Origin of the sequence: Candidatus Enterococcus leclercqii (assembly GCF_009933135.1) — a bacterium.
GTDB lineage: Bacteria > Bacillota > Bacilli > Lactobacillales > Enterococcaceae > Enterococcus_C > Enterococcus_C leclercqii.
Genome location: NZ_MAEH01000012.1, coordinates 93,929 through 118,941, shown reverse-complemented (window position 1 = coordinate 118,941; position 25,013 = coordinate 93,929). Strand labels below are relative to the sequence as shown.

Genomic DNA, 25,013 nt, shown 5'->3' with positions numbered 1-25,013 from the left:
TAGTAATTGAAATTAGATAGTTATTACGGAGATAATTGAAACACAATCAATTATCTATTAAAATGAAATTCTGAGGATCTGAGGATTCTTACAGCAGTCATGCTCAGCATGTGGATTGAAAGATAGGTATATTTTGTAGAAGCCGGTTTATCACAGACCGGTTTTTTTGTATAATATTCCTATGAAGATATTGAGTAAGTATCATTTCTCTGGTAAAATTTTATATAGAAAACGTTTTCTGTAGTTAAATGTTAATCGATAATAAGGAGGATATCTATCAAAAGATTCTATTTCAAAGTTGAATTGTATTATAGCCATACGGATAATTCCACAGAAAAAACCGGTATTCTGTTGAGTGTCCTAAAAAGAATCAAGGCAATAATATTGAGAAGTTTATCTCTCTTTTTCAGCTAAAAGTGGAGGGAAATTGCTCACTTATAAAAGTGAGCAGTTTGTTCTCGTAGATTCTTTTGATAGCTATGAATAGTTGGGAGGGAGAAAATGTACATTGCTCATTTTAGGGAATCAGATGGTGCCAAACAGGGACTTGCCGACCATCTGCGGGAAACCGCTGAAATTTCTGAGAGTAACGGGGCTGTTTTAGGCATACCAACAATGTGTCGGATAGCTGGATTGCTTCATGATGCAGGCAAGTTTTCAACAGCTTTCCAGAATTACATTTTGGCAGCTCATAATGGGGAGACAGTCAGGCGGGGAAGTGTAGATCATTCTACGTATGGTGGACAGATGATACAAGCCTGTGCAGTTAAAACAAAATATGAAGCGATGGCACGGGAAATGATTGCGAACGCTATTTTTGCCCATCATAATCCTGGAGGGCTGTTGGATTTTATTTCTGGAGAAGGAGCGGCAGACTCTCCCTATCAGATACGATATCAAAAAGAGCTGGATGAATACGACAAAGTAAAAGAACTTTTCTTTGACACTATCCTGCCAGAAGAGAGCTTACAAAAACTACTTCAAGATTCTGGCAACGAATTGGCGTCATTGATCGGTGACAAACAAATAATAGAACGTACCGATCAGTTTTTTCTGACAAAAATGGTTTACAGTGCCTTGCTGGATGGCGATCGACGCAATACTCAGCTGTTTGAAGAAAAAGGTAAGTATACAAAAATTGAAACAGAACGATTATTCTCAGAGTTGGCGGATCGCTTGGAAGAGACTTTTTCCGAGTTTCAAAATGGTGAACAGACGACAATCAATTACTTGCGGCAAAAAATGGCAGATGCTTGTCTGGTTGCTGCAAATCGTCCGACTGGTATTTACCGATTATCTATCCCAACTGGTGGGGGCAAGACGTTGAGCAGTATGCGTTTTGCGCTGAATCATGCGCTATCAGCAAAGAAGAGGCGAATTATCTACATCATTCCTTTCAGTTCAATCATAGAGCAAAATGCCGAAGTATTCCGAGAAAAACTAGGAATCACAGATGCCGAAATTTTACTGGAGCATCATGCTAATCTGGTAGCAGAAGCAGATGATGAATCTGAAGAAAGTGAACGGAAACAAGCACTGATGCAGGATAATTGGGATAGTCCAATTATCGTGACAACGATGGTGCGTTTTTTAGAAAATGTCTTTGCAGGTTCTACCCGTAACCCTCGCAGAATTCACCAGCTGTTGAACAGTATTCTAATTTTTGATGAGATTCAGTCTTTGCCTCCAAAATGTTTATCAATGTTCACTAGTTTAATCAATTTTTTGAAAAACTATGGGCAAACTACGACTTTGTTATGTACAGCAACCCAGCCTACTTTGGAAAAGCGCAAAGTTGCATTAGAGTCTGCAATAGATTCAGAAATTGTTCCTGATTTAGAGGCAGTGAGCCATGCTTTCGAAAGGGTACAAGTTATTGATAAAACGATTGACGAAGGTTGGAATGCTGATCAATTGGCAGAGTTTGCTTTAGCTATTGCTTCCAAAGAGCAGAATTTACTGATGATTTTGAATACCAAGAAGGCGGTACGCAGTGTCTATCAGAAATTGCTAAACTCTGGGATGACAGTTTTCCATTTATCAACTGCCATGACACCAAATCACAGAAGTTTTGTTTTAGATAAAATACGGGAAGCCTTGAAGCTGAGTGAACCAATCATCTGTGTAACGACTCCATTGATTGAAGCTGGGGTTGATATCAGTTTTTCCTGTGTTATACGCTCACTTTCAGGCTTAGACTCTATTGCACAAGCTGCTGGCCGTTGTAATCGAAATGGAGAATCGGATCAATTACAGCCAGTATATCTGGTGAATCCAGTAAAAGAGTTGGAAAATATCGATAAAATGGCAGAAATCAAAACGAAGGCTGCAATAACCAGAGAATTATTGCAAGATAGGAAGTATCTCAAGGATGAATCTAGTTTGCTAACACCGGAATTGATGATGCGATTCTTTGATAAGTTTTACAGTCGGGTTGAAAAAACCGGTGAATCAGAATATCTGTTCAATCAAGGGTCGCAACAACTGTTTGATTTGATGCAAAAGAATAGTAATCGGCGTCTCTTTTATCAATCGATGAAGAAGCTAAAAGTGCCGACCTATCTAGTTAACAGCCCACAAACAATTGCTAGACATTTCAAAGTTATCGAGCAACAGGGCGAATCAGTCTTGGTGGAATTTGGAGATGAGGGGAAGAAGTTAGTAGCAGATCTTTTGGCAGCCGAAGAAGTTGTTTTTGATAAAGCATGGTATCAAAGGGCGCAAAGAAATAGCTTGAATTTGTATAATCACGAATTTATACGCCTTCAAAAAGACGGCTTGACTTCACTAACGGAAGCAGGAATTTATGTTCTTCATGAGAATGGGTACGATCCTCAATATGGATTGAATTTAGCAGGGGATTCCTTATCCAACTATTCGTTTTAATAACGTTGTATGAAAACGCTTTTCTGGTGTTTGAATTTTTGATATAGTCGAATCAGGGATATGCTACAAAATGATTTTGAAAGGAGGGAATTTGTTGAAAAATCAAATTTGTTTTCGTGTTTATGGGAAATATGGATTGTTCACAGATCCGATAACTAAGTTGGGAGGCGAGAAATCCAGCTATCCAGTACCTACTTACCAAGCATTAAAAGGAATTGCAGAATCAATTTATTGGAAGCCGACAATTATATATATTGTTGATGAAGTTCGGGTGGTTAATCCTATTCGAATGGAATCAAAAGGAGTTCGTCCATTGGTTTTCAATAACACGTCTAGCAGTAACCTCGCTTATTATAGTTACTTGCGGGATCCGGTTTATGAAGTAAAAGTGCATTTTGAATTCAATCACCATCGTCCTGATTTGCGGAAAGACTACAATGAGAACAAACACTATCAAATTTTGAAGCGATCATTGGCCAAAGGTGGTCGACGAGATATCTTTCTGGGAGCTAGAGAGTGTCAAGGATACGTCGAGCCCTGTGAATTTGGTGAAGCTGTAGGTGCCTATGATGAGGATGAGAATCCACAATATTTTGGAACGATGGTTCATGGATTATCTTACCCTGATGAAACAGGAAAAGATGAACTACAAGTTCGTCTGTGGCAACCAAAGATGGAGCGAGGGGTAATCATTTTTCCACGGCCGGAAGAGTGTCACCTTGTTCGTACCGTGAAAAAGATGAAGGCTAAAGAATTTACGCTGTCAGACATTCAATCAGCAGAAGTCTTGTTTCAGGAGTTGGAGGTGGAGAAATCGTGACTTGGATTGCAGACTTATATGAAACCTATGAAGCAAATCAAGACCAAATTGGCCAAATTTTGATAAGAAGAAACCAACAGTTTTCTCTACTTCCAGTGGGTCATGCCTATAGAAATGTACAAATTGAGATGCAGATTACGCCAGATGGGGAATGCTTTGATGCTCGAGTTTTGAGTAAAGAAGAGATGCCGACTATCATTCCGGTAACTGAAGCATCTGGGGGAAGGACCAGCAGTCCCGTTCCGCATCCGCTCCATGATGGGCTGAAATATGTTGCAGGAGATTTTGACCAATATGTAGACGCAAAAAAGAAAAAACCGACACCTCATGAAATGTATATGGAACAGTTACGGCGTTGGTCTGATCATGACCCACGCTTGATGGGAGTATACCGCTATCTGCAAAAAAATCGATTAATCAAGGATTTGGTAGAAAAAAAGATTTTGTTCCTTGATGACAATGGCAAATTACTACCAAAATGGTCGAAAGAAATGACGGATAAACTAGGGTACAAACCGGCAATCTTTGATGTATTGGCAGGAAGTCAGGATTCAGCGATGATTCGTTTTACGATTCATGATCCACGAGGGAATAAAAATGAGCTCTTGTTATGGGAAAATCCTGAAATTGTAAAATCAGCAACTAAAGAATTCATTGGAGGACAAGAGGGTATCGATTATGTAACTGGAAAACCGATGCCTGTGACAGAATCACATGCCTCTGGATTACGCTATGGCGGCGATATGGCTAAACTGATTTCAGCTAATGACGCGACTAACTTCACTTATCGGGGCAGATTTACAGATAAAACACAAGTTGCCGGTGTCGGTTATGAAGTGTCACAAAAAGCACATAACGCGCTAAAATGGCTGATTTCTAAGCAAGGTATTATTCGTGATGGACGCGTTTATCTAGTTTGGGGAAAATCACTTCCAGAACGTTTTACACCGATGGCGGGAGGTCTTGATTTTTTTGATGAGGATGACGATCTGGAAGAAGATTCTGGAATACCTCAAACACAAGAAGAATTCGCAAAATTGCTAAAGAGTGCAATATACGGAAAAAATGAAAATTTGGCCATTGATGACAGAGTAAATATTATGATTTTAGACAATGCAACTCCGGGACGAATTGGTATTTTGTATTATAACTCTACCGATCAAAAACAATATTTAACACGTATCGAACTGTGGCAACAGCAAGCAGCTTGGCGTCATACGTATTTTGTGAACAAACAGCCGCGACATTATTATGGAGCGCCCAATTTGTATGACATCGCCAAAGCTGCTTTTGGTGAAAACGCCAATGATAGAGTCTTGAATAATGCGACAACGGCTTTATTTACCTGTGTAGTTGAAAATAAAAAGGTTCCTTACGATCTGATGTCCAAATTGGCTCATCGGGTTTCAAACCCAGCAAGTTTTGAACAAAATTGGCAGTGGCGTAAAGCTTTAGAAATTTCTTGTTCCATGGTAAATAATTACTTTTTCCGTGATAAAGGAGGATGCTCAGTGAGTCTCGATAAAGAAAGAAATGAGCGTAATTACTTGTTTGGACGCTTGTTGGCTGTTAGTCATGTACTTGAAAATGAAGTTTTGAAAAATCAGGGAGCATCTGGACGATCTACTAGCGCTGAACGTTATATGAATGCGTTTAGTATGCATCCGGTAAAAACCTGGATGATCATTCGGAAAAATTTGCAACCTTATATTGATCGTTTGCGCCCAAACCAAAAAGTTTTTTATGACAAGTTATTTTCTGAAATTATGGATCAATTTAATCCAGGAACGTATATAGATAAGTCATTAGATGGGCGTTATCTGTTAGGGTACTATAGTCAAGAATATGCAATTTATCATAAACAACCGGTCAAAGAGGAGGAAGAATAAGATGAGCTTGCAGAACAAATACGATTTCAAGGTGATTTTTTCAGTGAAAAATGCGAATCCAAATGGCGATCCATTGAACGGAAATCGGCCGCGGCAGGATTTTGAAGGGTTTGGCGAAGTCTCTGATGTTGCTATCAAACGGAAAATTCGCAATCGACTACAAGATCTTGGTGAACGCATCTTTATCCAATCAAATGACCGTGCAGATGATGGTTTTACTAACCTCAAAGATCGTGCCGAAAGCGTAGAATCTCTGAAAAAGATTCTTGGGGACAAGAAAAAAGCGGACGCTGATGCTTTTGCTAAGGTTGCTTGTGAGAACTGGTTTGATGTTCGAGCTTTTGGGCAAGTTTTTGCTTTTTCAGGAACGCAAGTATCAGTAGGTGTACGAGGGCCCGTTTCCGTTCAATTAGCCGAAAGTGTAGAACCGGTAGAAATTACTTCTATGCAGATTACTAAAAGTGTCAACTCAGTTCCTGGTGATGGGAAAGGCTCTGACACCATGGGAACGAAGCATTTCGTGAGTAGCGGTCTTTATACCTTTAATGGAAGTATTAATCCTCAATTAGCTGAAAAAACGGGCTTTACTGATGCTGATGCTGAAAAATTTTTGGAAGCTTTAAAATCTTTATTTGAAAATGATGCGTCAGCTGCTAGACCTGAGGGATCAATGACAGTGGAAAAAGTTTACTGGTGGAAACATCCGAGTAAAGCAGGCGCTTATCCCTCCGCAAAGGTTCATCGTTCCGTTAAGCTGATTAAAAAGGGTGGTGTTGATGTACCACGCTCTATTGAAGATTACGATATTGAAGTGGCTTCTTTAGAAAAATTGCCGGTTCAGGAATTTGATGGTATCTGAGCATGTATCAAGAAGAAGATTTCTTGATGATTTCGGGAATTCAGCATTTTGTTTTTTGTAAACGACAATGGGCGCTGATTCATATTGAACAACAGTGGGCAGAAAATACGCTGACTGTAGAAGGCAGCCACCTGCACGAAAAAGCAGATCAGCCTTTTATTCGAGAAAAGCGTAATGATCAATTGATTGTTCGAGCCCTCCCCATCCATTCGCGAGAGTTAGGAATAAGTGGTATTTGTGATGTAGTGGAATTCATCCGTGATGATAGCGGAGTAATGATTCCCAAGTACCAGGATCGTTTTCGCATCAACCCTGTGGAATACAAGCGTGGAAAGCAGAAGCCGGATCTCAGTGATGAAATGCAGTTGACAGCACAAGCTTTCTGTTTGAACGAAATGTTAGTTGCTGAAATCAAAAGTGGCGAACTATTTTATTTTGAAACCCGTAATCGACTGACCGTAGAAATCACTAGAGAGAAATTAGAAAAATTGCAGGAAATTACGGCTGAGATGCATGAATATTGGCGTAAGCGGTGGACGCCGACTGTGAAAATCACGAAAAAATGTGAACGGTGCTCCTTAAAAAATGTGTGTTTGCCAGTCCTTTCCAAAAAAGAATCAGTAGCATCCTACATGAAGCGGAGGTTGGCAGAATGAGAAAACTCCTAAATACAGTTTTTATTACAACTCCTGATTTATACCTTCGCTTGGATGGTGCGAATTTAGTAGTTTGGAACCAAGATGAGCGAGTGGGGCGGATACCGCTTCATAACCTAGAAGGAATCATAACCAATAACTATGTGGGGATGAGCCCCGCGTTGATGAGTGAGTGTATGAAACGAAATATCGCCATTACATTTTTGACCGCTGGCGGTAAATTTCAGTGTCGTGTTGTGGGGCCAACTTTTGGCAATGTACTTTTGCGTAAGAAACAGTATCTGATGTCGGAATCTGAACCAGAAAGCTTGACCATTGCCAAAAATTTTATTATAGGTAAACTATACAATCAACGTTGGATGTTAGAGCGTTTTACTCGAGACCATGGGTTGAGGATCAATCAAGAGTTGTTTAAGCAGGTTTCAGCTGAATTGAAAGATGGTATTGGAATAATTCGCTCTCAAGTAACTGAATTGGATACATTACGAGGAATTGAAGGGCAGCTGGCTAGCCGATATTTCTTTGTATTTGATCAGATGATTTTGCAACAAAAAGAGACCTTTCAATTTAGCAACCGCAGCAGGCGACCGCCACTCGATCCAGTCAATGCACTATTATCTCTCTCCTATTCATTGTTGACCCACGATTGTGCAGCAGCATTAGAGTCAGTTGGTTTGGATCCGTATGTTGGCTTCATGCATCAGGACCGACCAGGTAGACTATCTTTAGCGTTGGATTTATTGGAAGAACTCCGAGGAGTCTATGCGGATCGTTTCTGTCTGGGATTGGTCAATCGTAAAGTATTGACTAAAAAACATTTTCTGGAAAAAGAGAGTGGAGCCGTCTTATTGACAGACGATGGACGAAAAATATTTTTTGATGCCTGGCAGTCAAAGAAAAATGAAAAGCTGCAGCATCCTTTCCTAGGAGAACAGATTCAATGGGGCCTGGTTCCTTATGTTCAAGCCTTGCTACTTGCGAGATACTTGCGGGGTGATCTGGATGAATATCCGCCCTTTCTTTGGAAGTAGGTGCTCAAAATGATGATATTGGTAACCTATGATGTTTCAACCCTCGATCGTAAAGGTAGCAGGAGACTTCGGAAAATTGCAAAAATCTGTCAAGATTATGGAGTCCGTGTACAAAATTCAGTCTTTGAGTGCGTTGTAGATCAAACGGAATATACACAGCTAAAAATCAAACTCTTACAAACAATCGATGAGAGTGAAGATTCATTACGTATATATCGCTTGGGTAAGCAATACAAGTCTAAGGTTGAACATTTTGGTATTAAAGAAGCGATTCAAGTTGAAGATACACTGATCTTCTAAGTAACGAATGGTGCGAACCAGAGGCAAACATCTTTTTCCTATAGGTTTCGCACCTGATTTTTTTTGAAATCTTTTTTATTTGTGGAAATATCCATATGGTTGTATGCATATATTAATCATATGCACAGAAATAAACAAAAATGAGACGATATTTACTTATTTTTGCAGTCGCTCCCTGTATTGGGAGCGTGGATTGAAATTCGTTGCCAGTGTCATCTCCATTAAACATGTAGGTCGCTCCCTGTATTGGGAGCGTGGATTGAAATCGTTAAAAACTTTGATGATTTCCAGGAAGCTATTTGTCGCTCCCTGTATTGGGAGCGTGGATTGAAATGATGTTAACAGTGAAGAAGCTGAAGCTACTGGCGCGTCGCTCCCTGTATTGGGAGCGTGGATTGAAATAGAGCACGGTGGTCAATTTACGCAGGAAGAAGCTCGTCGCTCCCTGTATTGGGAGCGTGGATTGAAATACCCAACCGTGACCATACTGGCGAGTATTTGGTGTCGCTCCCTGTATTGGGAGCGTGGATTGAAATCTGTTTTCTAACGACGTGCCGCGTGCGACGCTGAACGGTCGCTCCCTGTATTGGGAGCGTGGATTGAAATCAAAAGGCATGGCAAGACGATTCAAGCAGCGCGGTCGCTCCCTGTATTGGGAGCGTGGATTGAAATAATGCGCTGGCCAAGCAAATGCTGGACTGCGGGATGTCGCTCCCTGTATTGGGAGCGTGGATTGAAATTGCAGATCAAAGTAATCCTTGTGATGCTGAGATAGTGTCGCTCCCTGTATTGGGAGCGTGGATTGAAATGGCGATTAGCTGTTCAAGTTCATGTAAATCATCCGTCGCTCCCTGTATTGGGAGCGTGGATTGAAATGCAACGGCAATCAAACAAGCTTCCATGTTGGAATCGGTCGCTCCCTGTATTGGGAGCGTGGATTGAAATTGATCTAATCCATAAGCTTGTTAGCGGCATTGCGTGTCGCTCCCTGTATTGGGAGCGTGGATTGAAATTGGCATGATACGTTGTGGTTTATGTGGAGCTGGGGTCGCTCCCTGTATTGGGAGCGTGGATTGAAATACAGATCTCGATGAATCAATCACGATTGATAGCGAGTCGCTCCCTGTATTGGGAGCGTGGATTGAAATAATTAGATAAACGCCGGTATAATAGCATTTTGAGAGGTCGCTCCCTGTATTGGGAGCGTGGATTGAAATGCCGTCAACTTGTATATATTCTTTAATCATGTTTGTCGCTCCCTGTATTGGGAGCGTGGATTGAAATACGTGAAACATTGTAAAGCAAATCATTAATAACGGTCGCTCCCTGTATTGGGAGCGTGGATTGAAATAAAACATTTAGGTATGTTTTTGAGAAAGTGCAATGTGTCGCTCCCTGTATTGGGAGCGTGGATTGAAATAAAAACTAGAATTATTGAAATTTATAACGACTTAAAGTCGCTCCCTGTATTGGGAGCGTGGATTGAAATAATTGACCATTCTTGTTGATTTGGCGCGATATTGTCGCTCCCTGTATTGGGAGCGTGGATTGAAATTTAGGCTTGGCGTTGTGGCAAGCCCAGTGTGCAAGGTCGCTCCCTGTATTGGGAGCGTGGATTGAAATAATTTGGTTTCGCTCGCCATCGATGTAAGCGAGGGTCGCTCCCTGTATTGGGAGCGTGGATTGAAATGAGAATTGCATCTAAAAGATTTCCGGCCGCTTTTTTGTCGCTCCCTGTATTGGGAGCGTGGATTGAAATTCCTCGGTAGTTGCAATCAATCGTACCCTCTTGGTCGCTCCCTGTATTGGGAGCGTGGATTGAAATAGCAATTACCACCAGTCGACATGGTAGAAATGGATTGGTCGCTCCCTGTATTGGGAGCGTGGATTGAAATTGATCGGACTTTAGTTCGGCGATATCGTCTCGGTGTCGCTCCCTGTATTGGGAGCGTGGATTGAAATAGGAATCAGAGTATATAATGTTTGACTATAAAAGTCGCTCCCTGTATTGGGAGCGTGGATTGAAATATCATTGGGAAACGGCGCAACGGGTGGGAATTCCCGTCGCTCCCTGTATTGGGAGCGTGGATTGAAATGTTTTCCGAACGAAAGACCGGTTCAAGGGGGCAGTCGCTCCCTGTATTGGGAGCGTGGATTGAAATGCGAAGGAAATGGACGACTATTGTGTCAATATTTTGTCGCTCCCTGTATTGGGAGCGTGGATTGAAATACGGTGCTTTGACTGTCCACGGCGGCATTGTCAACGTCGCTCCCTGTATTGGGAGCGTGGATTGAAATTCCAATGGATAAGCTGGCACCAAAGCTGATTCGTCGGTCGCTCCCTGTATTGGGAGCGTGGATTGAAATTCTTGCAGTGCAGCAACTTTTTCCATCGTATCCACGGTCGCTCCCTGTATTGGGAGCGTGGATTGAAATAAAATCAATGTCCTTCCATTCTAACCCGCAGACTTCGGTCGCTCCCTGTATTGGGAGCGTGGATTGAAATAAATACAAGGCTACAATCAATGACTAAGTCTACCGTCGCTCCCTGTATTGGGAGCGTGGATTGAAATACTTTGTCGGCCGAAGTGACCAATCCAGAAGTCTAGTCGCTCCCTGTATTGGGAGCGTGGATTGAAATCAGAGTTGCTGACTGTCAAAGTGGAAACAGATGAAGTCGCTCCCTGTATTGGGAGCGTGGATTGAAATGATAGCGGCTTTAGTAGCGTCAACGTCAACGACTTGTCGCTCCCTGTATTGGGAGCGTGGATTGAAATAGCAGCCCGGTACTCATCTTTCCAGACTTAAGATGTCGCTTCCTGTATTGGGAGCGTGGATTGAAATAAAAGTAAGTCTCCTTGTGGGTAGCCATTGCCAGTCGCTCCCTGTATTGGGAGCGTGGATTGAAATAATGACTATATTTCTTCAATGATTACCGGAAACGGGGCGCTCCCTGGATTGAGATACAGCCAATAGCAAACTAAGTTCTTTTTGCTGTCGCTTCCTGTATTAGGTGCGATTCAATTGAAATAAATATTTCTTTGCTCGTTATTTTAAGTAGTGATAGCAATCATGATCCCCTCTTCACGATAACTCTGTTTAATATTGGCCAGAGAATTAGGTAGAAGCTAATATTGCCCAAGGCGTGTAAGGCATCAAAGCTCAGACCGCTGATCCAGTAGGGCCAAAATACGGTCATTCCCATAAGAAAGTAATTAAAAATAGAGTAAATAAATCCGTAAACAAATCCTAGAAGACCGGAAATCACGGCTTGGAACCATAATTTGGAACCAAAAACTGGAAGACGAGTGAGTAGATAGAAAATCAGTAGGATGCCAGTGTAACTGATAAATTGTCCGATAGTCCAAATTCCAAAGCCTAAAAATAAATTCGTGATTACCAGGGATAAACCAGTAACTAATAGAGCTTCAGGAAGACTCAAAATGAGAGTCAGCATTAACAAAATTGCTGTCATAGGTTGGACGTTTGGAAGAAAGGTGAACAAAAATCGGCCTACTACACAGGCGGCAGTGAGCAAAGCCAAAAAAGCAATGCGGCGGGCTGTGAAAAAGGCAGATATGTGGTGTTTTGAAGGGTTCCGATCATTAATTAGATGATCGGTTTTTTTTTCGTGAGATAACTTATTCATCAGGAATTCTCCAGTTCGCTTTTTTTGAAGTTCGTTCAACAGGCAACGGACTCAGAGCCTGTCTTTTTATTATCAATATCGATTAGAACTCGTAAAAAACAGTCAGGTTGTGGACTGTGTGCAGTACAACTTTATCATATCTTGTGGAAGGGTGGAATATTCTGAAAATTATTTCTAATTTTTCCAAATGATAGGATAAGCATGATAAAATGTGTACAAAGTAGAACTGGTTCCTAACAACTGGTGAATCACGTTCCACAAGATGGAGGGATGTACCCAAACATGAAAATTTCAAAATTATTTGAACCAAATAAGACAGTTCTTTCTCTTGAGGTTTTTCCACCTAAGAAAGAGAGCGGATTAGGAACGATTTATGAAACGCTCCATGAATTGCAAGGGGTACGTCCGGATTTTGTGAGTGTGACATATGGGGCTGGTGGCAATGAAAGTTCCAATAAGACACTGGAAATCGCTGCGACTATCAAAAACAGATACGGAATTGAAGCGTTGCATCACCTGACTTGTGTAAACAATACCCAAAAAGAGATTCAGGCTATTCTCAAAGCGATGAAAATAGCAAAAATTGAAAATGTGTTAGCCTTGCGGGGAGATTTTCCTGAAGACAGTAAAGGACAAATGCAGGCTCAGGATTTTACCTATGCCAAAGATCTAATCTCAGAAATTGTGGTTGATCCTTCCTTTTGTGTGGCGGCGGCTTGCTATCCGGAGGGGCACATTAGCCAAGCTTTAGACGAGGAAAATTACAGTCATCTTTTGGAAAAAGAACAGGCGGGAGCAGAATTTTTCATTTCTCAGCTCTTTTTTGACAATGAATGCTTTTATCGTATGGTTGAAGGGGCACGACAGATTGGGGTGACTAAGCCGCTGGTGGCTGGAATTATGCCAATTTTATCGCAGGCCCAGGTTCAGAAAATGATTTTCATGTGTGGGTCTAGTCTGCCATCAAAATTGATAAAGCTGATTTATCGCTATGGTAATGACCCCATCGAATTGCGCAAAGCAAGTCTGGAGTATGCTTGGCAGCAAATGGATGATCTAATTCATCATGGTGTCGATGGGGTACATCTTTATACTATGAACCGATCAGAGATTGCAATCAAGACTTTTGCCCATCTACGCAAGGAGGAGAGCAGTAAATGAAGAAAGGTCTAATCCCTTTAAATAAAAAGGAAGTGCTTCGTTACTTAGGCTATAAGCGAGGGCAGGAACTTACTGGTGATATCAATGCAATTGTGGAAGAGATGATGGTCGAAGTTCAAAAAGTATCCAATGCACGATATCTCTACCAAATTTTTGATATTGAAGCTGATAATGAGGAAGAGATAATTCGTGTGTTAGATACAGAACTAGAGTTAACTGGCAAGGCTATCTGGCGGCATCTTCACAAAGCTCAGAAGGTAGCCCTTTTAGGATGTACACTCGGTATTGAAGTTGAGCAGGCTATCCGTCGCTTTGAAATCACTGATTTGACCCGGGCTTTAGTGTTAGATTGTGCTTGTACAGAATACATTGAAAAAGTCTGTGATCTTGCGGAATGTGATATCGCTGAGGCGGCATCTATGATGAGCTTTAGCGATATTTCCCAGACGCAGAAAGCTTGTCCGAACTATACATTGAACCAACGTTTTTCTCCAGGCTATGGGGATTTGCCGCTAACGATTCAGCCGACCTTTATTCAGACAATCCAGGCGGATACTAAACTTGGAATTACATTGACAGAAACGAATTTAATGATCCCCAGGAAGTCTGTTACTGCTATTATTGGTTTATTTACTGACCCCGCGGCTGCCAAACCGAGAAGAAGGGACAGTTACTGCCGAGAGTGCGATTTTAGAAAATGTGATTTCCGAATTGGAGGACAAAGATAATGAAGCGAAGCGGGCAAACGAGCTTTATCAAAAAGAAAAAGGAACAATGTGAAAATATCCCAGTCTTAAAGGCTTTACATGAAGGTTTTTTGTTGATTGATGGCGCTATGGGAACGATGTTGCAAAAAAATGGTCTGCCAACTGGGATGCAGCCAGAATTTTTCAACTTGACGCATCCTGAGGTAGTTGCAAAAATTCATGAAGAGTATGTTTTAGCTGGTGCGGATATTATTACTGCTAATACTTTTCAAGCAAACCGACACAAGATTGCAGCAGAAAAATTACCGGAGATTATTACGACAGCAGTTCAATTAGCTAGATCTAGTAACCCACGTTTTGTCGCCTATGATATAGGTCCCATCGGTACTTTGATGGCTCCTTATGGTACGTTGTCTTTTGAAGAAGCCTACGCTATTTTCAAAGAGCAGGTCGTGTTGGCAGAAGCAGCTGGTGCAGATTTAGTGATTTTGGAGACAATGAGTGATTTATTGGAGACAAAAGCAGCATTGTTAGCTGTCAAAGAAAATACCTCACTACCGGTTTTTGTGACGATGACTTACCAGGCTGACGGTCGAACTTTTGTTGGGACGGACCCGTTGACTGCGACATTGACATTACAGGCACTGGGGGCAGACGCCATTGGTCTAAACTGCTCCTTAGGTCCTAAAGAACTACTGCCGCTGGTAGATACAATCCTTGACTATGCCAAAGTTCCGGTAGTGGTACAAGCAAATGCCGGGTTGCCAGAAATGGAGGAGGGGAAGACTGTTTATCGGATTACCGTGCCGGAATATATAGAGCATGCGACAAAAATGTTGACTAAAGGAGTACGGGTAATCGGAGGATGCTGTGGCACCACCCCTGATTTTATTGCCGCACTACGGCACATTTTAGATGAAAAATTTGGTGGCCAACCACGATTGACGACACCTAAAAGTGTGACTGCTGTGACATCTGGCTCACAAACAGTAATACTGAATCACCATCTGTCTTTGATTGGTGAACGATTGAATCCTACTGGGAAAAAACGCTTAAAAGAGGCGATTCGGCAGGAAGACTTCGCTTATATCTTGAGAGAAGCAATTGACCAAGTACAGGCGGGTGCTGATATTCTTGATGTCAATATGGGATTACCTGAAATTGATGAGGCTGCAATGATGGTAAAAGCTATCGGGGAATTGCAAGGCGTGGTGAACGTGCCGCTACAGATTGACAGTTCGTCCATTCGCGCTATTGAAGCTGGGGCCAGAGTTTACAATGGTCGGCCGCTAATCAATTCTGTTAACGGCAAAGCAGAAACTATGGCTGAAATTTTTCCAATTGCAAAAAAGTATGGAGGAGTAGTACTAGGGTTAGCGCTGGATGAATCCGGTATCCCTGAAACAGCGGCTGGTCGGTTGGTAATCGCCCAACGAATTGTCGAGACAGCGGCGTCTTATGGAATTGCAAAAGAAGACGTGCTGATTGATCCGTTAGTGTTGACAGCTTCCGCGCAGCAAGACCAAGTACAAGTGACGCTCGATACATTGAAATTGTTAAAATCAGAGCTAGGTGTTCAAACGGTGGCAGGAATTAGCAACGTTTCATTTGGATTGCCAAATCGCCCACTTCTAAATACGACGTTTTTAGCAGCTTGTGTAGGAGCAGGGCTAGATGCGCCAATTATGAATCCTTTGAGTGAGCAAATGATGGCTGCTGTTCACAGCCTGCGAGTAATCAATCATCAGGATCGAGAGGCCACTACTTATATTGAAAAAAACCAAAACGTAACTCTAAATGCCATTGGAGGAGATAATAAACTTGCGGCCGTTGAGGTGAACAAAGCTGTCAATAAAGAAAAAATAATTGCTTCTGCGGAGGATTCATTAAGAACTATGATTTTGCAAGGACGAAAAGATGAGACGCCAATAAAGACCGCTCAATTATTGGAAACGACCTCACCGTTGGAAATTGTGAATCAAGAGTTCATTCCAGCGTTGGATGAAGTAGGTGCAAAATTTGAATCAGGGCAATTATTTCTACCTCAACTGATGCAAAGTGCAGATGCGGTGAAAAGAGCGCAGGCTGTTTTGAAAGACTATTTAAGTAAACACGACCAGCAAGTAGATAAGCAGGGGAAAATTCTTTTAGCTACAGTCGAAGGCGATATTCATGATATCGGCAAAAATATCGTCAAAATGATTTTGGAAAACTATGGTTTTGACGTGGTTGATTTGGGAAAGGATGTTCCGATTCAGAAAGTCGTGGATAGTATTCGCGAACAAGATATCAAATTGGTGGGATTATCGGCGTTGATGACCACCACTGTTCAAAATATGAAGGCCACCATCACTGCTGTGAAAGAGGCAGGGCTCAACTGCAGTTTTATGGTAGGAGGGGCTGTACTAAATGAGGAATATCGCGCATTCGTAGGCGCAGACTACTATGCAAAAGATGCTTTGGAATCGGTGACAATCGCACAAGCTTTTTTTAATAAACATCCTGAATATAAATGATTGGAAAAGCTGACGCATAATACAAAGCGGTGGAGTGAGGAGAAGAGACAGTGAAAGAACAGTGGCTGCAATTAAAAGGAGAAAGGCGAACATTACCAAAGCTGATCTTGGGGACAGCAAACTTTGGTGATCCGAGTCGGGAAGACCTTGCTCAAGAGGTATTTGATGCGTATGAAGAGTTGGGAGGACGCGTTTTCGACACTGCTCGAGCTTACGGTAACGGAGAAAAGGCGCTAAAACGTTGGTTGACCACAATCAACCCTGACAGTGGTCGCTCTCGCATGGCACAGCGAAATCAGTATACGATTATCACCAAATGCTGCCACCCTAAATCAGGAAGTAGTAGCCCTCGCGTGACTCCTAAGGCTGTCCGGGAAGATTTAAATGCAAGCCTGAGAACATTAGGGGTGGATTACGTTGAAGTTTTACTGTTTCATCGGGATGATGAAACCATGGCAGTGGGTCCCCTGATGGAGGTAATGGCAGAATTGTTAGCAGAAGGAAAGATTGGCGGGTTTGGTTTTTCTAATTGGAGTCAAAAACGTATAACGCAAGCTATTGCTTATTGTCGAAAAAATGGTTTGGCTACTCCAATCGCAAATAGCCCTAACTATTCGTTAGCACAAGTCAACGGGCAACGATGGCCAGGATGCCTAACAGCGGATGAAGAGATGCTTCGTTGGCATACGCAAAACCAGCTGCCACTTTTAGCGTGGTCACCGCAGGCAGAAGGTTTTTTTGTACCCCGCTATGAGTCAGAAAATGGCAAAAATCATGCGCCAACAGACTATGTAGCCGCCTATTTCAATACTGTCAATTGGCGACGCTTGGCTGCCGTAGAAAAGAAGGCTACTGAAAAGCAATTAGCACCTACACAGCTTGCACTGGCTTACGTCATGCAACGACCGGACTTTCCGGTGGCCGCCATTGTAGGGACCTCGTCTGTTACTCACCTGAAAGAGGCTTGGGAGGCACAGACCATCAGTTTGACGAATTCTGAATTGCAACAACTAGCATGTGACTAAATTTTTCTGTACCCATTATCCTACAATTGAAGCAGCGGTAACATAAGTTAGCTTGACTTACTGGTGAATGCAAGCTTCGATGAAACGTATCTTTACAGGACCGCTTTTCTTATATAAATGACTGAAATAGCTGCTTTTTCAAAGTAAAAGAATGCTGTGACAGTCGTCTAGTCACCTACCTTCGAAGCGAGCACTATCAAATATGAGCCATAATGAAAAACCAAGTCACTTCCATTAAAAAAATAGTGGGAGTGGCTTGGTTTTTCATTGTTGAAAATTTCAAACGCGAACTTTCCATGATTTTAGGAAGGAAAGTTACCGTCATCTGTACTTAGATCTAACGACGCCAAAGAAAGTCTTTCTTTTTTTGAAACCAGAAACAATGCCGAGTACATGGAACCTATTGATAGTGATAAGAGATGCCTTAAAAGAGGTTTTCTGAAAAGCAACTCTCAGTTAGAAGATAATATTGTCTTTAATCATTTCTAAGTCGTGGATTAGGATTTTTCGCTCTTTCATGCAAATCGCTCCCATCTCGCGGAGCTGTTGCAGCATGCGGCTGACTGAAGAAGCTGTTGTTATTCCACAGAAATGTGCGATTTCTTCGTTGGTAACGATAAAATCAATCAAGATTCCTTCATCAGTTGGGACGCCGAATTTCTCTTGCAGTTCAAACAGTTGGGTACAGACTGCTCCAAATTTTCCGTTCATCAACATTTGTTGTAGTTTTTTCATATTGTGAAGTAGGCGCACACGATAATAATCCTTGACATACTGCTGCAGGTCATGACTTTGATTGATATCTTTCCAAAACTGGACGCGATCAATTCGATAAAGCTCTGCGACTGGCGATTCAATACGGATGTTGAAGGGTGCGTCGATAAATTGGGAGTACTCATCTTTCAAAAGAGACACAATCTCTAGTTGATTGATGTAGCGCAGATTGAACTCGCGGCCATCCTTTGAGATGACGCTGGTTTTGATAACGCCGCTTTTCAAAATGTAAGCATAGCTGTCTTGCAAACCTTCATAAGTCAGGTATTTTTTGCGGGTCTTTTTTACGATAGGAAATTGGTGGGCAGTGAGATATTCCTGTAAGACGTGATTGTCCATCCGGTTGGGCTCCTTTGGTCTTTTCAGCTGCCAACTGTCGTAATTTTGAGGGCAATACTTGTTGGCTGATACGACAATTTAGTTAAGCTTGAAACTGTACAATTATTTTCTGAAAAGATAGTTGCCTCTATTAAAAACCTGCTGACGGCAAAAAGCAATAACAAATGTTAATAAAAAATGTTTTCAGCACATGTTGATAGCAAACTCGATTTTCCTTGATGAAAATTTTCTGTAAACTATCGCCATTAAGTATTAGCTGCCGTGAAAATCTATTAAAGGGCGCCTTGATAGATTTTTCGCAGTGAAAATATTGAAGCCGCAGCTGCTGGTGAAGGATTGCATCAGTTGGAATCAGCTGGTAATTCAGCAGTTTTTCACTTTGCTGACTGCACACAGTGGACTTATTTCAGGAGGAACCTATGGAAAATCAAGAGAAATTATTTAACAAAGGGTTTGTCAGTATCACGTTGATCAATTTTGTCGTGTACTTGGTGTATTACCTGTTGATGGTAATCATTGCAGTGATTGCCCAAGACAATTTGCATGCCACTCTCAGTCAAGCAGGGTTGGCGTCGGGAATTTATATTATCGGAACGCTGATTGCTCGCCTGCTGATGGGGAAAAAATTGGAATTGTATGGAAGAAAAGCGGTCTTGCGCTATGGCGCGTTGTTCTATTTGGCAACGACGATTGCCTATTTGTTCATACCAGGAATTGGCGTACTTTATGGGGTTCGCCTGCTGAACGGTTTTGCCTATGGGACTGTTTCTACTGCTACGAATGCCATTGTCACCGCCTATATTCCACGTTCTAAAAATGGCGAGGGAATTAATTATTATGGACTGTCTACCAGTTTAGCGGCAGCCATTGGTCCTTTTATTGGGATGATTCTGTTAAATCTCACCAATTTTTATACAATCATCATTTTCTCAGTCGTATTAATCGCTGCGACAACAATTGCTTGCTGGGTTTTCCCAGTGAAAAATATCACCTTAACACCAGAACACAGAGCTGCTTTGGACAGTCGCAGTCTCGATAGCTTTATTGAGAAAAAGGCGCTGTTTATCACTTTCATCGCTTTTTGGATGGGCTTAGCCTACTCCAGTGTGCTATCTTTCTTATCTTCTTACGCACAGGTTATCCATTTAGTCGATGCGGCTAGCTTTTTCTTTGTTGTCTACGCTTTAGTAATTACCGCCACACGACCAATGTCTGGTCGAATCTTTGATGCAAAAGGTGAAAACTATGTAATGTATCCCAGCTATCTTTTCTTAGCCGCTGGATTAGCAGCGTTGAGTTTCACTACTAGCAGCTGGATGCTTTTAGTATCTGGTGCCTTGGTGGGACTTGGCTATGGCACCTTTATGTCAAATGGGCAAGCCGTTTGTTTGAAAACTGCAGATAGCCACCGGATTGGTATTGCGTTGTCTACTTATTTTGTAGGACTCGATCTTGGTTTGGGGGTTGGACCTTACCTTTTTGGCATGTTGCGTAGCCACATGAGCTTCCAGAATATGTATTTGGCTGCCGCTATTTTGCCGATTGCTTGTGCTGTAGTCTATCGACTGTTCTATCGCCAAGCAGATGCAATGGAAGATGCTGTAGAAGAAGTGGTGGAAGAAGTTAGCGCTAAAGCAAAATCAATTGTTAAACCACTAAACTCAGCAGATGATACAGTCAAATAACTAGTTATTTGGATTGTTGTTGAAAGTATACCGTCCAACACTGACAGCTTAGTTGTCCGTAGACGGTGAAAAAATAAACGCCTTAAGGCAGGAGGTGTCCCGTGCATGGACAAGGATATGGTAAAGATCATGCAACAGACATTGAACAAACTAGACGAAATCGCCCATAAATTGGAGCATATCGAGGTCAACACTCATCATCTAGACGACCAGCAACAAAGCTTAGAAGGTGCGATGAAGCAGTTGAAACAAGTCGTTCAAAATGATAATTTTATCGGCTAATTACGGCTAAACGCTTCGATTGCAACGAAATAGGGAGAGTTCGTTTCGCACTCAGAAACAAGCAACTAAAAAACTGCTGAAAGAATCTAAAAAGGATCCTTTCAGCAGTTTTTTTACCAGCTAAGAAAAATGTGAGTAGCGATTATCAAAACCACACCGGTAGCATCATAGCGCTGATTGCCACACCTTTGTAAGCTTCGGCCTCTTTTTTGAGTTGATAAAACAAGGTCAATAGTGCTTTGGGGAAGTGGTCTTTGTTTTCCAGATAACGCATTGGAATCTCACTGCAAATACGAGCAGCGATCAGCTTTGGATTTTGGGTCTTTTCCAGTTCAGATGCGGCTTCCAAGACAAAATCCTGCAGCTCAGAAATAGCCGCTACTTCTGGATCTGAGTAAGCGGTACTCAATTGCGCCATCATGGTTGTTACTCTGTTTTCAGTCATCTCATCATCTCCCAAATCCTACTATACGCTTCCTCTAAAGGGTGTAAAGTGGGAGCCATTGAGCTTACGGTTTTGATAGTTGGTTGATGCGAAAAAGGCAATGATGAATTTTCAGAAAACTCTTGACAATTGTCGTTTAGCGCTTTATCATGTAAAAAAGCACAAAAGAAAAGCGATGATAAGAATCAGTACACTTGAGACGAAGGACAGAAAGCAGCCGGTAGATGAGAGGCGCACGAAGTCAAAAGTGGAATTCCTCTTGGAGCTTCCCGTTGAAGAGCAGTAGGCGGTGACGGATGTGGCCTTCGTTAACAGGCCGGGGTATCAGTAGGCAGCATTCTCAGTTTCAGTCTGAGTTTGAGATGGCCGACAGCGTACCTGTCAAGGTGTACGGTGTGAGCCGGACACAAAAAAAGGTGGTAACACGAGCATATAGCTTCGTCCTTTCCCAGATTGGGAAGAGGGCGGAGTTTTTTTATTTTATCGTTCTTGGAGGAATAGCGGTTGCTGCTATTTGTGCCAAGAAGGCAGGTGTGAATGTACTCAAGGATAGGAATTTTCCAAAATGAAAGTACCGAAAAACAAGTTTTGAGGCCAGGTGTCTAAACAAGATCCGCGCCGTCACTCAAAGCAGATGTTTTCAAGAGTCCTTTTTGAAAACAGAAAATCTACACTAAAAACTAAAGCACCGAAAAACAAGTTTTGAGGCCAGGTGTCTAAACAAGATCCGCGCCGTCACTCAAAGCGGACGTTTTCAAAAGTTCTTTTTGAAAACAGAAAATCTACACTAAAAACTAAAGCACCGAAAAACTTCAAATTGGGGGAATTTAAAATGAGTTTCAAACAATTGAGTCAGCGTATCAATACAGAGACGGTAAAGGCGGTTACAAAATTGGATCCGGAGGTGGCTGCCAAAAAGGCTGCCCGGGATGCCGAATTGGAGAAAATTATCACGGGTGAGGACCAGCGTATCCTTTTGGTGATTGGGCCGTGTTCTGCCCACGATGAAGAAGCTGTGATGGAATATGTCCGTCGTTTGGCCCAATTACAGACGGAAGTCGCTGATAAGGTCTTCATGGTTCCTCGTATTTATACCAACAAGCCGCGGACCAACGGCGATGGGTACAAAGGATTGTTGCATCAGCAAAAGTTGGATGAAGGGTCCAATCTGATTCGAGGCATTCTGGCTGTTCGTAAATTGCATAAAAGAGTCATTACCGAAACGGGGCTGACAACTGCTGATGAAATGCTTTACCCGGAAAATCTGGAGCTGGTGGAAGATCTGGTGAGTTATGTGGCGGTGGGGGCACGTTCGGTGGAGGATCAACAACACCGGTTTGTAGCTTCAGGCATCGATCAGCCAACAGGGATGAAAAATCCAACCAGCGGCAATTTGACAGTGATGTTCAATTCGCTATATGCGGCACAACAAAAGCAGGAGTTCATCTACAATGGCGCCGAAGTGGAGTCTAGTTCGAATCCACTGGCTCATGTAGTCTTGCGGGGAGCATTGAACGAGGCGGGAAAAAATGTACCCAACTACCATTATGAAGATTTGATGGCCGTTGCTGACATGTATAAGAAGGGGACTTTCAAAAATCCTTTCATCGTTGTCGATACCAACCATGACAATTCTGGAAAACAATGGGAGCAACAGGTTCGAATTGTCAAAGAAACGATGAACAATCGCGACTGTCAAGCTGACTTAAAGACTATGGTCCGCGGATTCATGATTGAAAGCTACTTGGAAGATGGCCGTCAAGAACCAGATGGACAAGTCTTCGGACAATCCATTACCGACCCTTGCTTAGGTTGGGAGAAAACAGAACAACTGGTCCGCTGGATTCACGCCAACGCTTAGAGAAATGATTTTTGATAAGCTATTAATGAAGCTTCTTTCTTTTAGAAAACGCGAAAAGTAACTAAAAAAACCGATAAACCCAAATCTCAATGAGTCGGGTTTATCGATTTTTTTAGTTAAGCTAGTTATTGCAGCAATGAACGAAAGCGGGGTTCTTGCAGCTCGTGTCCTAGATAGCGATAGACAGGATAGTTCTCTCCATTTGGCAACTGGAGAAGTTTGACTCTAAAACTGTAAAGAATCGTTGGCAAAGTGTTGCAGTGCTGCTGTACATAAGAAATCACTCGGTGGTCCCAATCACAAGCAACAGTAAATGTATCTTTGAAGACCCGTTCATCTAAAGCTTTCGTGATCCTTTGAACCAACGCCGGCTGATCGTTTTCCGAGGTATGCTGCCGGAGATCATAAAGCAGCTGATTTTTATTGGGAATTCGACAAAAATTGTTGCGATGGAGGGTCACTTCCTCCCAATACTCTTGTTGGTAGTGCTGTAGCTTATTCAGTATAGTGAGCAGGTCCGACTGCTGACTGCTGTATTGGTGTAGATCTTCCAAAAGAGCAATGGGTAGTTCATTGACCGGCGTATGAGCCTGCCTCCATTCAAGAATCAGCGCTTCGTTCCAGCGGGTCTCGTGATAAAAGTGGGTCGCAGAAACTGTCAAATTATGTTCGATGAAGCGTTGGATCGGATATTTCATGATATTCCTTCTTTTGCACAGCAGCAGATAGCGTAAATGGCAACAATCACAGATGGATTTCACATTATCGGAGAATAAGAAAAAGAGACAAAGGCAAACTAGAAGTTTCTTTCTATCTTCTAATGATAGCACAATCGAAATGAAAGCGTAATCAAAAAGTAAGATAGTTCACAAAGCTTTTGAAAGCATATGATCTTTTGAATTCTTGGATTTGGTTGTGATGACTCTGTAAGAGGAAAAACGCCTGTTAGATTCCCTAAGAAGCTCCAAAAGAGTTTGTACATCAATCATTAGATAAATTTGTTATTTTTCCCATGATAAGGTGGCTTCATTTTCGGCTAAAAAGTGATACAATAAGAACAAGGTCTAGACCTGTAAGCGTTTTGCTGAAGGCAGGCAAAAGGCAGCGGCAGGCTTCGAAACAATCCATAAGAGGGAAGCAACTTCCTCTAGCATAAAACGTTTTCGAGGCAAACTGGCTGCTCAACCAATCTCTAGGAGGAAATACTATGAAATTAGCAGTATTTGATATCGGCGGCTCAGCTGTAAAATATGGATTATGGGAAAATCGTGAAATTAGTCACACTGACAAATTTACAACACCTGCCAGTTTCGATGAGATGAAGGCAGAAATGAAAAAAGTAGTCGCTGGCTTTGGCGAGGGAATTGAAGGCGTGGCAATCAGTGCACCGGGGGCAGTCAACGTACCTGCTCGCCGGATTGATGGTATCAGTGCCGTGGAATATATCCATGGTCGACCTATTTACGATCAGTTGGAAGAACATTTGGGATTGCCTGTGACTATCGAAAATGATGCCAACTGTGCCGGCATCGCCGAAGTTCAGATGGGGGCCGGAAAGGATGCTGAGAATGCTGTCTTTGTAGTAATCGGTACCGGTGTGGGAGGTGCGATCTTCATCGACCGCAAACTTTACAAAGCCTCTCACCTTTTCGGAGGTGAATTCGGTTTGATGAAACCGCGCGGCGATCGGACCTTGAGTCAAGTGGGAACTGGGGTCAAAGCCGCACTACAGTATGAACAAATCACTAAAAAAGAAATTGATGGCAAGGCGCTCTTTGAACTTCAAGAAGCCGGTGATAAGACTGCAGATCTGGTTTTGAAGGAAATGTATGACAATATCGCAGCTGTTTTGTACAATATTCAGGTTTCCATTGATCCAGACGTCGTAATTATCGGTGGTGGCATCTCTGCCCGCGCTGAATTACCGGAAGAGTTGGGTAGTCGTTTGTACAAAACATTGGCAGAAGAACGGGTCGAAGAAATCATGCCCGTGATTCGCAATTGTGAATTCCAAAATGACGCCAACTTACTAGGAGCCGCCTTGAACTTTGAATTATTGCACAAAGAGCTGCAAGACAAAACCTTGCGGGACTAATTGTCGATTGGCAATCGTTAATCACTGGTAACA

19 protein-coding genes and 1 CRISPR repeat array are annotated in these 25,013 nt (G+C 42.3%); of the genes, 15 read left to right on the top strand and 4 right to left on the bottom strand.

All coding sequences use genetic code 11. The features are described from left to right. The first annotated feature begins 501 nt into the window (after positions 1-501). The 7 genes from cas3 to cas2 all read left to right on the top strand — a co-directional run bounded on the left by cas3 (position 502) and on the right by cas2 (position 8,441). On the top strand, positions 502-2,886 hold the full coding sequence (cas3, locus tag BAU14_RS05935; protein ID WP_161899168.1) for a CRISPR-associated helicase Cas3': 2,385 nt from the start codon (positions 502-504) through the stop codon (positions 2,884-2,886). A 94-nt stretch (positions 2,887-2,980) separates the two neighbouring features. Continuing rightward, a complete protein-coding gene (gene cas5c, locus BAU14_RS05930) occupies positions 2,981-3,706 on the top strand; it encodes a type I-C CRISPR-associated protein Cas5c (protein ID WP_161899167.1) in 726 nt (241 codons plus the stop codon). After that, complete coding sequence (gene cas8c, locus BAU14_RS05925) at positions 3,703-5,595, top strand: type I-C CRISPR-associated protein Cas8c/Csd1 (protein ID WP_161899166.1); 1,893 nt, start codon at positions 3,703-3,705, stop codon at positions 5,593-5,595. The genes cas5c and cas8c overlap by 4 nt, the downstream gene beginning before the upstream one ends. A gap of 1 nt (position 5,596) precedes the next feature. Continuing rightward, a complete protein-coding gene (gene cas7c / locus BAU14_RS05920; protein ID WP_161899165.1) occupies positions 5,597-6,454 on the top strand; it encodes a type I-C CRISPR-associated protein Cas7/Csd2 in 858 nt (285 codons plus the stop codon). A gap of 2 nt (positions 6,455-6,456) precedes the next feature. Continuing rightward, positions 6,457-7,110 (top strand): CRISPR-associated protein Cas4, encoded by a 654-nt coding sequence (cas4, locus tag BAU14_RS05915; protein WP_161899164.1) that lies wholly within the window; start codon positions 6,457-6,459, stop codon positions 7,108-7,110. Further along, positions 7,107-8,141 carry a type I-C CRISPR-associated endonuclease Cas1c gene (gene cas1c / locus BAU14_RS05910; RefSeq protein ID WP_161899163.1) on the top strand — a complete coding sequence of 345 codons (1,035 nt, stop codon included), beginning with the start codon at positions 7,107-7,109 and terminating at the stop codon, positions 8,139-8,141. Before cas4 ends, cas1c begins: the two co-directional genes overlap by 4 nt. A gap of 9 nt (positions 8,142-8,150) precedes the next feature. Next, positions 8,151-8,441, top strand: a complete 291-nt coding sequence (gene cas2 / locus BAU14_RS05905; RefSeq protein WP_161899162.1) for a CRISPR-associated endonuclease Cas2 — start codon at positions 8,151-8,153, stop codon at positions 8,439-8,441. 167 nt (positions 8,442-8,608) lie between these two features. Then, positions 8,609-11,351: direct repeats of the CRISPR family, unit length 33 nt; unit sequence GTCGCTCCCTGTATTGGGAGCGTGGATTGAAAT. 160 nt (positions 11,352-11,511) lie between these two features. On the opposite strand, the gene BAU14_RS05900 is transcribed toward cas2, so the two are convergent. Continuing rightward, positions 11,512-12,090, bottom strand: coding sequence for an ECF transporter S component (locus BAU14_RS05900; protein WP_237580426.1), 579 nt, complete (start codon positions 12,088-12,090; stop codon positions 11,512-11,514). 282 nt (positions 12,091-12,372) lie between these two features. Here BAU14_RS05900 and BAU14_RS05895 point away from each other — a divergent pair, with 282 nt between their 5' ends. The 4 genes from BAU14_RS05895 to BAU14_RS05880 are packed head-to-tail and all read left to right on the top strand — an operon-like array spanning position 12,373 to position 17,499. Continuing rightward, positions 12,373-13,251, top strand: coding sequence for a methylenetetrahydrofolate reductase (locus BAU14_RS05895; RefSeq protein WP_161899161.1), 879 nt, complete (start codon positions 12,373-12,375; stop codon positions 13,249-13,251). Continuing rightward, positions 13,248-13,979 (top strand): vitamin B12 dependent-methionine synthase activation domain-containing protein, encoded by a 732-nt coding sequence (locus BAU14_RS05890; protein ID WP_161899160.1) that lies wholly within the window; start codon positions 13,248-13,250, stop codon positions 13,977-13,979. Before BAU14_RS05895 ends, BAU14_RS05890 begins: the two co-directional genes overlap by 4 nt. Continuing rightward, positions 13,979-16,474: a homocysteine S-methyltransferase family protein gene (locus tag BAU14_RS05885; RefSeq protein WP_161899159.1), complete on the top strand. Its 2,496-nt coding sequence runs from the start codon at positions 13,979-13,981 to the stop codon at positions 16,472-16,474. Before BAU14_RS05890 ends, BAU14_RS05885 begins: the two co-directional genes overlap by 1 nt. A 50-nt stretch (positions 16,475-16,524) precedes the next feature. After that, on the top strand, positions 16,525-17,499 hold the full coding sequence (locus BAU14_RS05880) for an aldo/keto reductase (protein ID WP_161899158.1): 975 nt from the start codon (positions 16,525-16,527) through the stop codon (positions 17,497-17,499). Positions 17,500-17,955: 456 nt separating this feature from the next. Here the strand turns inward: BAU14_RS05880 and BAU14_RS05875 are convergent, their stop codons facing one another. Then, positions 17,956-18,612 carry a Crp/Fnr family transcriptional regulator gene (locus tag BAU14_RS05875; RefSeq protein ID WP_161899157.1) on the bottom strand — a complete coding sequence of 219 codons (657 nt, stop codon included), beginning with the start codon at positions 18,610-18,612 and terminating at the stop codon, positions 17,956-17,958. 419 nt (positions 18,613-19,031) lie between these two features. On the opposite strand from BAU14_RS05875, the gene BAU14_RS05870 reads away from it, so the two are divergent. Continuing rightward, a complete protein-coding gene (locus tag BAU14_RS05870) occupies positions 19,032-20,297 on the top strand; it encodes an MFS transporter (RefSeq protein ID WP_161899156.1) in 1,266 nt (421 codons plus the stop codon). Positions 20,298-20,402: 105 nt separating this feature from the next. Next, complete coding sequence (locus BAU14_RS05865; RefSeq protein WP_161899155.1) at positions 20,403-20,579, top strand: hypothetical protein; 177 nt, start codon at positions 20,403-20,405, stop codon at positions 20,577-20,579. 145 nt (positions 20,580-20,724) lie between these two features. On the opposite strand, the gene BAU14_RS05860 is transcribed toward BAU14_RS05865, so the two are convergent. Further along, positions 20,725-21,024 carry a bacteriocin immunity protein gene (locus BAU14_RS05860; protein ID WP_161899154.1) on the bottom strand — a complete coding sequence of 100 codons (300 nt, stop codon included), beginning with the start codon at positions 21,022-21,024 and terminating at the stop codon, positions 20,725-20,727. A gap of 832 nt (positions 21,025-21,856) precedes the next feature. Between BAU14_RS05860 and BAU14_RS05855 the strand changes: the two genes are divergently transcribed. Beyond that, positions 21,857-22,885 carry a 3-deoxy-7-phosphoheptulonate synthase gene (locus tag BAU14_RS05855; RefSeq protein ID WP_161899153.1) on the top strand — a complete coding sequence of 343 codons (1,029 nt, stop codon included), beginning with the start codon at positions 21,857-21,859 and terminating at the stop codon, positions 22,883-22,885. Between the two features lie 125 nt (positions 22,886-23,010). On the opposite strand, the gene BAU14_RS05850 is transcribed toward BAU14_RS05855, so the two are convergent. Beyond that, on the bottom strand, positions 23,011-23,583 hold the full coding sequence (locus BAU14_RS05850; protein WP_161899152.1) for a hypothetical protein: 573 nt from the start codon (positions 23,581-23,583) through the stop codon (positions 23,011-23,013). 509 nt (positions 23,584-24,092) lie between these two features. Between BAU14_RS05850 and BAU14_RS05845 the strand changes: the two genes are divergently transcribed. Next, a complete protein-coding gene (locus BAU14_RS05845) occupies positions 24,093-24,980 on the top strand; it encodes an ROK family protein (RefSeq protein ID WP_161899151.1) in 888 nt (295 codons plus the stop codon). Positions 24,981-25,013: the final 33 nt, after the last annotated feature.